13 protein-coding genes are annotated in these 12616 nt (G+C 66.8%); 5 read left to right on the top strand and 8 right to left on the bottom strand.

Annotated features, from left to right (window positions below):
- Window positions 1–116 precede the first annotated feature (116 nt).
- Genes trbL through L0966_RS19015 form a run of 5 tightly spaced genes read left to right on the top strand, consistent with a single transcriptional unit; the run spans window position 117 to window position 4633 of the window.
- Window positions 117–1490: a P-type conjugative transfer protein TrbL gene (gene trbL / locus L0966_RS19035; RefSeq protein WP_234053609.1), complete on the top strand. Its 1374-nt coding sequence runs from the start codon at window positions 117–119 to the stop codon at window positions 1488–1490.
- Window positions 1487–2176 carry a conjugal transfer protein TrbF gene (trbF, locus tag L0966_RS19030; RefSeq protein WP_234053608.1) on the top strand — a complete coding sequence of 230 codons (690 nt, stop codon included), beginning with the start codon at window positions 1487–1489 and terminating at the stop codon, window positions 2174–2176. The genes trbL and trbF overlap by 4 nt, the downstream gene beginning before the upstream one ends.
- Entirely contained in the window at window positions 2173–3195 is a 1023-nt protein-coding gene (trbG, locus tag L0966_RS19025) for a P-type conjugative transfer protein TrbG (protein WP_234053607.1), read from the top strand. The genes trbF and trbG overlap by 4 nt, the downstream gene beginning before the upstream one ends.
- Window positions 3192–4406 (top strand): TrbI/VirB10 family protein, encoded by a 1215-nt coding sequence (locus tag L0966_RS19020; RefSeq protein WP_234053606.1) that lies wholly within the window; start codon window positions 3192–3194, stop codon window positions 4404–4406. The genes trbG and L0966_RS19020 overlap by 4 nt, the downstream gene beginning before the upstream one ends.
- Window positions 4403–4633, top strand: a complete 231-nt coding sequence (locus L0966_RS19015) for a DUF2274 domain-containing protein (protein WP_234053605.1) — start codon at window positions 4403–4405, stop codon at window positions 4631–4633. Before L0966_RS19020 ends, L0966_RS19015 begins: the two co-directional genes overlap by 4 nt.
- 15 nt (window positions 4634–4648) lie before the next feature.
- Here L0966_RS19015 and L0966_RS19010 read toward each other — a convergent pair whose 3' ends face one another.
- The 8 genes from L0966_RS19010 to mdlC form a co-directional block, all read right to left on the bottom strand.
- On the bottom strand, window positions 4649–5179 hold the full coding sequence (locus L0966_RS19010; RefSeq protein ID WP_234053604.1) for an RES family NAD+ phosphorylase: 531 nt from the start codon (window positions 5177–5179) through the stop codon (window positions 4649–4651).
- Entirely contained in the window at window positions 5176–5562 is a 387-nt protein-coding gene (locus tag L0966_RS19005; protein ID WP_234053603.1) for a hypothetical protein, read from the bottom strand. The genes L0966_RS19010 and L0966_RS19005 overlap by 4 nt, the downstream gene beginning before the upstream one ends.
- A gap of 126 nt (window positions 5563–5688) precedes the next feature.
- Entirely contained in the window at window positions 5689–6072 is a 384-nt protein-coding gene (locus L0966_RS19000; protein WP_234053602.1) for a type II toxin-antitoxin system VapC family toxin, read from the bottom strand.
- Complete coding sequence (locus L0966_RS18995; RefSeq protein ID WP_234053601.1) at window positions 6069–6269, bottom strand: type II toxin-antitoxin system VapB family antitoxin; 201 nt, start codon at window positions 6267–6269, stop codon at window positions 6069–6071. The genes L0966_RS19000 and L0966_RS18995 overlap by 4 nt, the downstream gene beginning before the upstream one ends.
- Window positions 6270–6401: 132 nt before the next feature.
- The gene (locus tag L0966_RS18990) at window positions 6402–7691 is read right to left on the bottom strand and encodes an integrase arm-type DNA-binding domain-containing protein (RefSeq protein ID WP_234053600.1); all 1290 of its coding nucleotides are present in this window, start codon (window positions 7689–7691) and stop codon (window positions 6402–6404) included.
- A 1058-nt stretch (window positions 7692–8749) separates the two neighbouring features.
- Complete coding sequence (locus L0966_RS18985) at window positions 8750–8923, bottom strand: hypothetical protein (protein WP_234053599.1); 174 nt, start codon at window positions 8921–8923, stop codon at window positions 8750–8752.
- 303 nt (window positions 8924–9226) lie between these two features.
- On the bottom strand, window positions 9227–10756 hold the full coding sequence (gene hisS / locus L0966_RS18980) for a histidine--tRNA ligase (protein ID WP_234053598.1): 1530 nt from the start codon (window positions 10754–10756) through the stop codon (window positions 9227–9229).
- Between the two features lie 127 nt (window positions 10757–10883).
- Complete coding sequence (gene mdlC / locus L0966_RS18975; protein WP_234053597.1) at window positions 10884–12530, bottom strand: benzoylformate decarboxylase; 1647 nt, start codon at window positions 12528–12530, stop codon at window positions 10884–10886.
- Between the last annotated feature and the right edge of the window lie 86 nt (window positions 12531–12616).

Below are 12616 nucleotides of genomic sequence, written 5' to 3'. Positions count from 1 at the left end.
CCCGTCTGCTTATCACCGCATGTTGCGTCACACGGTGTGCAGGGTCTCTCACCCCGCGAGATCAGAAACGGCATGAAAATCAAAGCACTCCTTTCTTTGATAGGGGCCCAGCGCACATGAACAATACCGGCGTCATCGACCGCTTCCTGGAGACGTTCACCTCCTACATCGACTCCGGCTTCGGCCTGCTCGGCGGGGAGATCGCCTTCCTTACCTCCACTTTGATCGCCCTCGACATCGCGCTCGCGGGCCTGTTCTGGGCGTGGGGCGCGGACGAGGACGTGCTCCAGCGCCTCCTCAAGAAGACCCTCTATGTCGGCTTCTTCGCCTTCGTCATCGGCAACTTCAATTCCCTCGCGAACATCGTCTTCCAGTCCTTCAGCGGGCTCGGCCTGAAGGCGGGCGGCGGGTCGCTCTCGGCTTCCGAGCTGCTCCAGCCCGGCCGGGTGGCGCAGGTCGGTATCGACGCCGGCACGCCGATCCTGAACGCCGCCGGCGAGCTGATGGGCTACATCTCCTTCTTCGAGAACTTCGTGCAGATCGCCGTGCTCATGATCGCCTGGGCGATCGTGCTCATCGCCTTCTTCTTTTTGGCGGTCCAGATCTTCGTCACCCTGATCGAGTTCAAGCTGACGGTGCTCGCCGGCTTCGTCCTCCTGCCGTTCGCCTTGTTCAACAAGACCGCCTTCCTCGCGGAGAAGGTGCTCGGCAACGTGGTTGCCTCCGGCGTCAAGATCCTCGTGCTCGCCGTCATCGTCGGCATCGGCTCTGGGCTGTTCGGCGAGTTCACGGCGGGCTTCTCCGACCAGCCCACCATCACCGAGGCGCTTTCCCTCGTGCTCGGCGCTTTGTCGCTCATGGGGCTCTCCATCTTCGGCCCCGGCATCGCCACCGGCCTCGTCTCCGGCGCGCCGCAGCTTGGCGCGGGGGCGGTGGTGGGCACCGGCTTTGCCGTCGCGGGCCTTGGCGCCGCCGGCGCCGTGGGAGCGAGGGCCGCCCTCGGTGGTACAGCAGGCGCGGTCGGAGCGGCCGGCCACGTGACAGCTGCGGCCGCACGCGGCGGTGCCCAGCTCGCCGGGGCCACTTCCGCGGCCTATGGCCTTGCCGCCTCGACGTCTGGCCAGAGCGGCGTGGGTGCCATGGCCGCGGGACTCGGTGGCGTCGGCAGGGCCGGCGCGGCTGCGGCCGTCGCACCGGTCAAGCGTGCGGCGTCTGGCGCCGCCGACGCCCTGCGCACCTCTTATGGCGCCGGGCAGGCCGGGGCCTGGGCCGCCACCGGAGGCCAGTCAGGTGTCGCCGGCATGGGCCCTGCGGCCGGCGCTGCTTCCGAGGCCGCCATCGCATCTTCGGCACCCCCCGCTTGGGCCGAGCGCATGAAACGCAGCCAGGCCATGAGCCATGGCGCCAGCGCCGCCGCCCATGCGGTGCGCTCCGGCGACCACGGCGGCGGCTCCCTATCCGTGTCCCTCGATCAGGATGACCGCCGATGAGCCTCTTCAAGCGACCGTCCGTCCACTACGGACGCGCCCCCGAGCCCGAGACCCCCTACCAGAAGGCCGCGCAGGTCTGGGACGAACGCATCGGCTCGGCCCGTGTGCAGGCCAGGAACTGGCGGCTCATGGCCTTCGGCTCCCTCGCACTTGCCAGCGGCTTCGCGATCGCCCTCGTCTGGCAGTCGACCCACGGCACCGTGGTGCCGTGGGTGGTGCAGGTGGACCGCTTCGGCGAGGCGCAGGCGGTCGCCTCCGCCGTCGCCGACTATCGCCCCACCGATCCGCAGATCGCCTGGCACCTCGCCCGCTTCATCGAGCAGGTCCGCGCCATCCCCGCCGACCCGGTCATCGTCCGCCAGAACTGGCTCAGGGCTTACGACTATGCCACCGATCGCGGCGCCCGGGCGCTCAATGACTTCGCGCGATCGAACGACCCCTTCGCCAAGGTCGGCCGCCAGCAGGTGGCCGTGGACATCTCTTCCGTCATCCGCGCCTCGCCGGACTCGTTCCGCATCGCCTGGACCGAGCGCCGCTACGAGAACGCCAGCCTCGCCGCCACCGAGCGCTGGACCGCCATCCTCACCATCGTGCTCCAGCCCCAGCGCACCGCCGAGAAGCTGCGCGCAAATCCGCTGGGGGTGTTCGTGGATGCCGTCAACTGGTCGAAGGAGCTGGGCTCATGAAGGGGGCAGGGAAGAAAGCCGTACCGGTGCTCGCCGCCGTAATTCTGTCTGCGAGTGCGCTCGCCGGCTGCGCGCAGAAATACATCCCGCCGGAGATCGACTATGACGATGCCGCGCCCGCGGTGCTGGCGCCCGATCCCGCCGGCCCGGTGAAGGTGGTGGAGCTGCCGAAACCGCTGCCGCTGCCCGGCCAGTTGAAGCCGGTGGATGGCGGGAAGGCGAAGCCTGAGCTGGCCGACCCGAAGGAGCGCGTCGGCCAGGCCAATGCCGCCGCCCGCATCCAGCCGGTGCGCAACGGCTTCATCAATGCGGTGCAGGTCTATCCCTTCTCCGCCGGCGCGCTCTATCAGGTCTATGCCGCGCCGGGGCAGGTCACCGACATTGCCCTCCAGCCCGGCGAGCAACTGGTGGGTACGGGGCCGGTCGCCGCCGGCGACACGGTGCGCTGGATCGTTGGCGACACAGAGAGCGGGGCAGGAGACCGCAAGCAGGTCCACATCCTGGTGAAGCCAACCCGGCCGGACCTCGAGACCAACCTAGTGATCAACACGAACCTGCGCACCTACCACATGGAGCTGCGCTCCACCGAGAAGACCTATATGGCCTCGGTGTCGTGGCAATATCCCCAGGACGAGCTGATCGCCCTGCGCCGCCAGAACGCGCGGGCCGCCGAGGTGCAGCCGGTGGCCGCCGGCGTCGACATCTCGAAGCTCAACTTCCGCTACGCCATTGAGGGCGACGATGCGCCGTGGCGGCCGCTGCGCGCCTTCGACGACGGCGCCAAGGTCTATATCGAGTTTCCGTCGGGCATTGCCCAGGGCGAGATGCCGCCGCTGTTCGTCATCGGCCCGGCCGGCGGCTCCGAGCTGGTCAACTACCGCGCCCGCCAGAACTATTATGTGGTCGACCGGCTGTTCGCCGCCGCCGAGCTGCGCCTCGGCGACAAGGACAGCGAGAAGCGCGTGCGCATCACCCGCACCGACGGCCGGCCGGCACGCAGCGCGGGGCTGTTCCGATGAGCGACGCACTCCATCCGCCGTCTGGCGACATCCGCGCCGAGCTGCGCTTGCGGCCGGAGCGGCCGCGCGTCACCCGCCTCTCCCGCAAGGTGCTCATCGGCCTCGGCGGCGTCTCCGCCGTCGCCATTCTCGGCGCCCTCGTCTGGGCGCTCGATGCGAGCCGCCGCACCAACCAGCCGGCGACGGAGCTGTACAGCACCGACAACCGGGCCACCGCCGACGGGCTCGCCGGCCTACCCAAGGACTATACAGATGTTCCGAAGCTCGGCCCGGCGCTGCCCGGCGACCTCGGCCGCCCCATCCTCCGCGCCCAGGAGGAAGGCCGCCCCGTGGTCCCGCCCAATGTCCAGGCCCCGCGGGCGGACCCAGAGGAACAGCGTCGCCTCGCCGAGATCGAGGCCGCCCGCGTCGCCAAGGTGTTCACCGAGAGCCGCGGCGCGCAGACGACGGAACGCGCGGCGTCCGGAGCACAGGCCGCCGGCACCGATCCGGCGACCGGTCTGACAATGTCCCCGGAGGTCCCGCCGCTCGATCCCGGCGCTGCCCAGAACATGCAAGATCGCAAGCTCGCCTTCGTCAACGCCGCAACCGACCGCCGCACCGTCAGCCCCGACCGGGTGCAGGAAAGGGCGTCGCCCCATGTGGTGCAGGCTGGCACCGTCATCCCGGCCGCGCTCATCACCGGCATCCGCTCCGATCTGCCGGGGCAGGTCACGGCCCAGGTGACAAGCCCTGTCCATGACAGCCCGACTGGCGCCCATCTCCTGATCCCGCAGGGTGCCCGGCTGATCGGCCGCTACGACAGCCAGGTCGCTGTCGGCCAGTCGCGCGTGCTTCTGGTCTGGACCCGCCTCGTCATGCCCGACGGCACCTCCATCGTGCTGGAGCGCCTGCAGGGCTCCGATACGCAGGGCTTCTCCGGCCTCGAGGACGAGGTGGACTACCATTGGGGCCAGCTTGTCCGCGCCGCCTTACTTTCGACCCTGCTCGGCATCGGCACCGAGATCGGCGCCGGCGACGACGAGAACGAGATCGCCAAGGCGATCCGCGAGAGCAGCCAGGACACCGCCTCCGACGTCGGCCAGCAGCTCGTCCGCCGCCAGCTCAACATCCAGCCGACCCTCACTATCCGGCCCGGCTTCCCCGTGCGGGTCCTCGTCAACCGCGATTTGGTGATGAAGCCCTACGGCGCCGCAAAGGAACGTTCATGACGAAGCTGAGGCTCTCCGCCATCCCCGACGACAAGCCGGTGAAGATCACCGTCGAAGTGCCCGCCGCCGTCCACCGCGACCTCGTCGCCTATGCCGAGATCCTCGCTCAGGCCTCAGGAGAGGCGACGCCGCTCGATCCCGGCAAGCTGGTCGCGCCCATGCTCCAGCGGTTCATGGCGGCGGACAAGGGATTCAAGAAGATGAGGAACCAGAAGCCTCAGCTTTGACCGCACTCTGGAGCGCTATGAGACCGGCCATGATGATTGGTCCTTCGGCAATCGGCCTTCAGGGTCATGAACAACGACCGAGTCCTCCGGCGTCAGATTCGCGTTGAAGACCACCAGGTTGGTGCCACCGGCATGGCGCAGCGACGGGAACAGCAGGCCGCGGCATCCCGCCTCAATCAGAGAATCCGACAGGTGCCATGAAGGCGGGATCTTCCGGGCAATCCGAGCGATTTTCCGCCACGGGCAGTCGCATGCGGCCCATTCCTTCGACCATGTCGCAGGATCGAAGCCTGCCGAGAGGTCGGCGACCTGATCGAGCGTGACGATATAGGCCGCCAGCGTGCCAGGCGGGACAATCGACGCGCCCTGCTGGTATTCTTCCAGGGCGGTCTGCGGCGCCCGCGAGAGATACAATGCCTCGACGCCGGGCCGGTTGAAACGGCCACCATCGCCGGCTGCACCTGCGCCGCTGGCGGGTGCGAACGCCCATTTGGGAGTCAGGTAGCGGTGAAAGACCTCATCCGGTCCGACCCGGATGATCTTCATCCCCGCGCCCCGTTCTCCAGATCGCGGAGATAGCTCAAAACCGCCTCGCTGTGGCCCTCCGCGACGAGTTCAGCAGCCGTCTTGTGATCATAGTCAACAATCGGCTCATTCCGGAACCAATAGATCGCCTTGTCGATGTCTCCGGTGATCGTGGCGGCGGCCGTGATGACCTTGACCATTTCGCGCAGCCGGCTCTGAAGGCGCTCAGATGAAGGGTTGCGCAGGGTATTGCGATGCACACCCGTCAACTGGGCCAGATTCGCGACCTGGACCCCGAGCACCTTCGAGAGCCGCTTCGGGGAAATGTAGGGCGTCCTGGGCTCCTGCAGGCTCTGCACGAAGCCCGACACGATTGCCGCTTCTGCTTTGTCAACGTGAGCCATCGCACCTACCTCGTACCAATCAGAGCACAATATATGCACACTTATGAGCACATCAAGCGCAATGGAGAGGCGACACCGCCCGAACCGGGCCATCTGGTCGCGGCGATGCTCCAGTGTTTTAGATCGTTAGCTCGGCTGTGTCGTTGGGCGATAGACTCGGGCATCGGCCTTTTGGGCTGCGGCTTGCAGCCGCCTGTCATTCGTCCAGAGTTCCGCACGGCTGTCGATCAGCGTGGAGGCCAGGAGGTGCGCATCGGTGTATCCGATCCCCATGCTGAAAAGCCCATGGTGGTCGATCATGCCCATGACTTCGTCGTGGGTGGCCACGGCCACTTCACGCTGGGCGTTCAGGAAGGAGAGGACGGTGCGCCGGTCGCGAAGGCTGCCGAGCGCAAGTTCGCCGATGATCGCCGGATGGCAAAGCAAGGCGTCGTTCTCGATAACCGCGCGCAGCGCAGCGCTGGAATGCCTGAAATGGTCGATCCAGACCGAGGTATCGGTCAGGATCATTTGCCCGGCGTGCTCCTACGACGAGGCGCAGCCTCGGCATCCGGCATCGTCCCGCCGAGCGCGATGAGCCGCTTGCCGGCCTCGACACGCACCAAGGTTTCCAAAGCCTGACGGACAAGAGCGGCCGTTTCTTTCGTTCCCGTCAAGGACCGGGCCTTGTCGATGAGGGCGTCATCTATGTTGATCGTCGATCGCATCGCCTTGTCTCCATCGCTTAGCACCAAACTTAGCACCATTTGGTGCTAGAATGACACATGTTCAGTGTGATGGCGAAGGGGTGTTCCGATGGAACAAGACCCATAGCGAGGGCTAGGGCAGCCAATGGTCGGTCAGGCCGCTGCGTGCAAACCCTCCTCGGGCAGCACCGGCAGAATGTCCACCTTCGCGTGATACAGCCAAGCCAGATTCACGCCTTCCGCCTTGCCCCTGGCGCTCTCGATGATGACCTTGGAGATGCGCTCCTGCTGCTTGCGCAGATGGTCCCGCAGCAGGCTGTCCCGCGTGATGTAGCCGGCGTTCACGCCGGGCAGGGAATGGTTCATCAGCAGGTGGACGTCGAGTTCCGATACGCCGGCCGCCTGCGCAAGCGTCCGGTAGCTCTGGCGCAGATCGTTGCCCCATTTCGACAGCATGTCCCGATCTTCCTTGTGCTCGACCAAATGCCCGCTGTCGCTGTCGGCGGGAAACAGCCAGAACTCGGCCTGGTCCGGATAGAGGATGCGCGCGGCCCGCATCGTCCGCAGGATGCAGCGGATCATCGGCCGCGACAAAGGGATGGCGAACGCCTTCTTCGCGCCGCCCTTGGGCTTGCGGATATGCAGGAGCCGGCTGTGGAGGTCGATGTGCTCGATCCGGACATTCTTCAACGCGGTCGGGCGGGAGCCGCTCAGCAGCGTCATCAGATGAAACTCGCGGCGGATGGGATTCGTGAGTGCGGTCAGCTCGGCAAACCAGGGCGCCATGCTGCCGGTGCCCATGCCGGTGTTCCGTCGCTCCTCCGGGTTCCAGTCGATCGCCGTCACCGGGTTGATCGGGGGAAGGTCGGCATTGGTCTTGCGCGCGTGATTGTAGACGGCGCGCAGGCTACGCATCGCGCCGTTGGCGATATAGGGACCATTCTCCTCGCTGATCTTGTCGTGCCGGTCGGCAACCAGTTTCGGCTGCCGCCCGAGGCGTGCGAGCGGCTTGTCCAGCCAGTCGGCAAACAGCCTCTCCATATGATCGCGATAATTCTCGATCGTCCCGGCGCTGCGGCCCTTGCGGATCATATGCCCGTCTCGGTATCGCTCCCATGCCTTGCGAAGCGTGATGGCGCCCGGCTTGATTTTCTGCTCCTCACCCGGCCGCTCGCCCCGTGCGATCGCCGCGAGGATCTCCTTTGCCTTGCTCCTGGCCTCGCGAGACGTCATCTCGCCGACTTCGCCGATCTTCTTCCGGGCGGTAAATTCACGCACGCCGTCGCGCCAGAATGCGCCCTGCGCCGCGAACGTCTTGGTGCGCTTCCCGACCACCACCAGGAAGCCGCTCAGTTCGCTGTCATAGACCTTGTATTGGCCCGCTTCCGCATGTGGCAGCCGGGCCAGCACCTTGTCCGCGATGAGGAGGGTTTGATCGGCCATGGGGCATCCCCCGATTTTTAGTCTGCGATTAGTCTGCGGAACTCCATCGCGAAAGTTTCCGGGGGTCATTCCACGAAGGAGTACGATGGAATACGGTTTAATTGAATAATATCAATATATTATGAAAGTGGCAATCGTGCCTTGACGCAATCCGTCGAAGGCGCCAAAAGGGCTAAAATCATACTACGAATCTGGGGGTCGGGAGTTCGAATCTTCCCCGGCGCGCCATCTAAATCAAAGACTTAGAGCCTAAGGTCAAGTCGCCGCAAAATCCGAAATCGCCGATGTGTCGTTCCGGGAGGCCGCTAAGCCTGCTGCTGGACGATGTCCGCAGATAGCCTTCCCGATGGGCTGGTAGGCGTTGTCTTCCAACAGGGCGCTGCTCGCTCCAATAGCGCGCGGCATCGTGCGGGGGACCTCTCCGCGACACAGGCCGGCGCGGTTGAGGGGAAGCGGCGGTCTTGAACATCCACGCGGCGCTCATGGTGCTGGTGCGCTCGGGCATCCTGGCGTCCGCTGCCGAGATGGAGAGAATGCGGGCATAGGAAGGGGTGAGAGCCATCTCCGAACAAGTTCCTTCATGCTCTCCCCGATGAACGCTGTGGGCGCGAAATTGGCCCCGCCATTGGTGGCTTGGCGAAGGGCTTCATCTCCTGGCGGGTGGCCTCGTCGCTCCGGCGCACATCGGGCGGACTCAAAGGTGAGCGCCTTTGTCCGCAGCGCCCATTCCTTGCTCTTGGTGGCAATGCCCGGCCGGTTCAGCTGGCCTCGATGCCGGTGGCCACGCCCTTCACGCCGCCCACCTTGTCTGCCGCGGCCTTCGGGCGTGGGTGGGGGCCGGCGAGGCTCTTTCCAGGACCGCCACACGGGTGTCCGTCGCGGGAGGCTTCGGTGGTGTTGAGGGCATTTCAACCCGGGGCTTTCCGTTGCGCGCCGCACCTGCGGCCGAGTTCACGCTGAGCACGCGCATCCTGCTCGATCCTGGCGCCGGGCGAGGCTGATCTCAGGTCAATCGATGTGCTGAAGGGGCCGGATGCCGTTCGCGGAGCGCTTAGACTTCACGGCGAGGGGCCCCTGGCGGGGGCCTCCACGGCATCGCGGCCCATCAGCTTGTACGTGCCCGGGGCAGAGGGGTTGGAAAGGGCGGTCTCGCAGTTAGCCTTCAAGCTCGGCTCATCTTCCTCGATTTCGGTGCGGGCGCCGATGGGCGCGCCTGTGTGCTCAAGGGGCATGGTTTCGAGTGCGGCTCGGCCGACAGATCGCTCCAGCCCTGCGGGACCGGCTCGGCTGCGCGCGGCCCGCGAGCCGGTAGACGCCTGCCCCTGGCCTCCGGCAGCGCATTCCGCTCCATGGCGAGTGGTCTGACAGCCCGGATGGGCAGAGCCTAGCACCGCCCCCAGCGCGGAGGTTGCCGGGAGTTGAGAGGGCGCTTCCCCGTCTTCACGGCTTGGGGAAGCGCTCCTGCGTCCTGCAATGATCCCCCGCCTTGCGCGGGAAGCGGCCGTTGGCGCGAAAACACCCGTCCGGGCGGGATGTCAGTCGTCGAGGCCCAGCGTCGGGGCGGCGCGGCGTTCCAGTACGTCACGAATGGCGGCCACCAGCTCGTTTTCCTTCACCGCGAACTGGGCGGGGCGGGCGGCGCGATATTCCGCATTGTCGGCGATGGAGGCGGCGATCTTGGCGCCCTCCACCAGATCCTTGATCTGGAGCTCGCCGGCGGCCTTCTCGTTGGAGCCCTGGATCACCACGGCCGGCGCGCCGCGCTTGTCGGCATATTTCATCTGCGCCTTCATGCCGCCGCCGCCCTGGTACATCTCGGCGCGGATGCCATTGGCGCGCAGCTCCGACACCATCTTCATATAATCGGCGAGGCGCGCGGGCTCCTTGTCCATGACCAGGATCACCACCGGGCCCACCTCCGCCTCGTCGTCCATCTTGCCGAGGAAGGCGAGGGCCGAAAGCAGGCGCGACACGCCGATGGAAAAGCCGGTGGCCGGCACCTTCTCGCCCTTGAAGCGGGCCACCAGGCCGTCATAGCGCCCGCCGCCCGCCACCGAGCCGAAGCGCACCGGGCGACCATCCTCGTCCTTGATTTCGAAGGTCAATTCGGCCTCGTAGACCGGGCCGGTATAATATTCGAGCCCGCGCACCACGGAGGGGTCGATCTTCACCCGGTCCTCATAGCCGGCGGCGGCCACCAGCATGCGGATGGTGTTGAGCTCGTCCATGCCTTCCAGGAAGGCGGCATTGGTCGCAAGGGCGGCGGCCAGCTCAACGTCGCCGGGGATCTCCACCTTCACGCCATCCGCGTCGGCGGTGACGCCATCGCCGGTGAGCATGGCGAGCACCACGGCGCTCTGGCGCTCGTTCAGGCCGGCGCCCTTGGTGAAGTCGCCGCTCTCGTCCTTGCGGCCGGCGCCCAGCAGCAGGCGCACGCCTTCCACGCCGAACTTGTCGTATTTATCGATGGCGCGCAGCACCGTGAGCCGGCGCCCGGCATTCTCCTCGCCGGCGAGGCCGATGGCCTCCAGCACGCCGTCGAGCACCTTGCGGTTGTTGACGCGGATCACATAATCCCCGCGCGGCACGCCCACTGCTTCCAGCGTGTCGGCGGCCATCATGCAGATCTCGGCATCGGCCGAGACCGAGGGCGCGCCCACCGTATCGGCGTCGCACTGCATGAACTGGCGGAAGCGGCCGGGGCCGGGCTTCTCATTGCGGAACACATAGCCGGCGCGGTGGGAGCGATAGGGCTTGGGCAGCGCGTCGAAATGCTCGGCCACATAGCGCGCCAGCGGCGCCGTGAGGTCGTAGCGCAAAGACAGCCACTGCTCGTCATCGTCCTGGAAGGAGAAGACGCCCTCGTTGGGCCGGTCCTGGTCGGGCAGGAACTTGCCCAGAGCGTCCGTATATTCGAAGGCCGGCGTCTCCAGCGCCTCGAAGCCGTAGAGGGCATAGACGGCGCGGATTTTGGCCAGCATGGAATGGGTGGCGGCAAGCTCCGCGCCGGTGCGGTCGGCAAGGCCGCGCGGCAGGCGGGCCTTCGGCTTCAGATCTTTCGCCATGGCACTCTTCAACGCTCAATTGGATTGGGAATCGTGAGGGCGTCTTATACCCATTTTCGTTCAGGGGAACCCCTCGAAAATGGGCCGCGCCCGCAATGGGCGCGGCGCTCCTCACGCCTCCACCTGCTCAGATCAGCGGCGGAATGTCCGGATTGATGGGCACCTCGATCACCAGCGGGCCGGGGCCGGCAAAGCCCTCCTTCACCCTGGCCTTGAGGGTGTCGAGGTCGGCGATGCGCTCGGCCGCGCAGCCATAGCCCTTGGCGAGGCTGACAATGTCGATGCCGGGAATGTCGAGCCCCGGCACGCCGGGTGTTTCCTCCAGAACGGCGAAGGATTTCAGGATTCCATATTCGCCATTGCGCAGCACGATGAAGACGATGGGTAGCTTATGCTGCGCGGCGGTCCACAAGGACTGTACTGAATACTGAAAAGACCCGTCACCGATGACCACCATCACCGGCCGCCGCCGCCCGGTGGACCGCTCGCCCAAAGCGATCCCCACGGAGGCCGGCAGGTTCCAGCCCAGCCCACCCGAAGCGAAGGTGAAGAAGGTCTCCGGCTCGGTGATGGGCCAATGGCGGTGCAGATCGGCGAGGTTGGAGGGCGATTCCTCCACCAGCACGCAGTGGTCCGGCCGCACCTGGGCCAAGGCGGCGAACACGTCGGCGGCCGTGGGCACGCCGTTCACCCCGCCCGGGGGCTGGTCCGGGTGGCGCACGGGATGGGGCGCCATGCGATGGGGGGCGGGCGCGACACGGCTCGCCGTGGCCGGGCTTTCCGGCGCCTTCACCAGATCGATGAGGGCATGGGTGGCGAGCACCGCATCGGCCACCAGGCTGTCGCCCACAGGTGCGCGGGCGGTCTCGGCCGGGTCGTCGGAAATGTGCAGCAGCCGCGTGCCCTGTGGCAGGTAATCACCTGCCACATAAGGATAATAGCGGAATACCGGCGCACCGATGACGATCGCCAGGTCATGCCCCTTCAGCCGCTCGCACAGAGGGCCGATGGCGAAGGGCAGGCCGCCGGCATAGAGCGGGTGCGTCTCGGGGAAGGGGCAGCGCTCGGATGCCGGGGCGGCGAACACGGTGGCGCCCAGCTTTTCCGCGAGCGCCGCCGCGGCCGGCCAGCCCTGGCCGCGATCGATGGCGGCGCCGAAAATGAGGGCTGGGGACTTGGCCTTCGACAGAAGGTCCGCGAAGGCGCGCAGCCGGTCCATGTCCGGGGCGATGCGGCGGCTGACGCTGCGCAGCACGGCGGGGCCCGCGAGCGGCTTATCCCAATCGTCGAGCGGCAGAGAGAGGAAGACCGGCCCGGCGGGCGCCTGCACGGCGGTGGCGTAGGCGCGCATGAAGGCGGCGGGCACATCCTCCGGCCGCGTCGGCTCATAGGCCCATTTCACCCAGGGGCGGGGGAGCTGGGTGGAATCCACATTGGTGAGCCATGGTTCCATCAGCAGCATCTCGCGGGTCTGCTGGCCGGCGGTGATGATGAGGGGCGTCTTGTTGAGGCTCGCCGTGATGAGGTTGCCCATGGCGTTGCCGAGGCCGGCGGCCGTGTGCACGTTCACCAGCGCCGGCTTGCCGGTGGCCTGGGCATAGCCGTCCGCGATGGCGATGGCGGAGGCTTCCTGCAGCGCGAGGTGATAGGTGAAGTCGGCCGGAAAGTCCTTCAGGAAGGTCTCTTCCGTGGAGCCCGGATTGCCGAAGAAGGTGGTGAGGCCGAGCTTGCGCAGGAGATCGTGGGTAACGGTGCGTACGGTTGATGTCGCCATGGGGCATCCCTCCGCGCGCTCCCTCTGCCGCGGCGCGACGCGACGGCACGGAACGCGGCCGGTAAGGTCCCTGAAATGCGCGTCAT

Origin of the sequence: Xanthobacter sp. NM-59 (assembly GCF_021401125.1) — a bacterium.
GTDB lineage: Bacteria > Pseudomonadota > Alphaproteobacteria > Rhizobiales > Xanthobacteraceae > Xanthobacter.
The sequence above is the reverse complement of the archived record's forward strand: the minus strand, read 5'-3'. Positions and strand labels throughout refer to the sequence as shown.

Excerpts from the sequence above, each read along its gene's own strand:
- L0966_RS19000 (WP_234053602.1), bottom strand. The coding sequence starts at position 6,072 with ATGATCCTGACCGATACCTCGGTCTGGATCGACCATTTCAGGCATTCC.
- L0966_RS18990 (WP_234053600.1), bottom strand. The coding sequence starts at position 7,691 with ATGGCCGATCAAACCCTCCTCATCGCGGACAAGGTGCTGGCCCGGCTG.
- L0966_RS19015 (WP_234053605.1), top strand. The coding sequence starts at position 4,403 with ATGACGAAGCTGAGGCTCTCCGCCATCCCCGACGACAAGCCGGTGAAG.
- L0966_RS18985 (WP_234053599.1), bottom strand. The coding sequence starts at position 8,923 with ATGCCCCTTGAGCACACAGGCGCGCCCATCGGCGCCCGCACCGAAATC.
- L0966_RS19010 (WP_234053604.1), bottom strand. The coding sequence starts at position 5,179 with ATGAAGATCATCCGGGTCGGACCGGATGAGGTCTTTCACCGCTACCTG.
- trbG (WP_234053607.1), top strand. The coding sequence starts at position 2,173 with ATGAAGGGGGCAGGGAAGAAAGCCGTACCGGTGCTCGCCGCCGTAATT.
- mdlC (WP_234053597.1), bottom strand. The coding sequence starts at position 12,530 with ATGGCGACATCAACCGTACGCACCGTTACCCACGATCTCCTGCGCAAG.
- hisS (WP_234053598.1), bottom strand. The coding sequence starts at position 10,756 with ATGGCGAAAGATCTGAAGCCGAAGGCCCGCCTGCCGCGCGGCCTTGCC.
- trbL (WP_234053609.1), top strand. The coding sequence starts at position 117 with ATGAACAATACCGGCGTCATCGACCGCTTCCTGGAGACGTTCACCTCC.
- L0966_RS19020 (WP_234053606.1), top strand. The coding sequence starts at position 3,192 with ATGAGCGACGCACTCCATCCGCCGTCTGGCGACATCCGCGCCGAGCTG.
- L0966_RS19005 (WP_234053603.1), bottom strand. The coding sequence starts at position 5,562 with ATGGCTCACGTTGACAAAGCAGAAGCGGCAATCGTGTCGGGCTTCGTG.
- trbF (WP_234053608.1), top strand. The coding sequence starts at position 1,487 with ATGAGCCTCTTCAAGCGACCGTCCGTCCACTACGGACGCGCCCCCGAG.
- L0966_RS18995 (WP_234053601.1), bottom strand. The coding sequence starts at position 6,269 with ATGCGATCGACGATCAACATAGATGACGCCCTCATCGACAAGGCCCGG.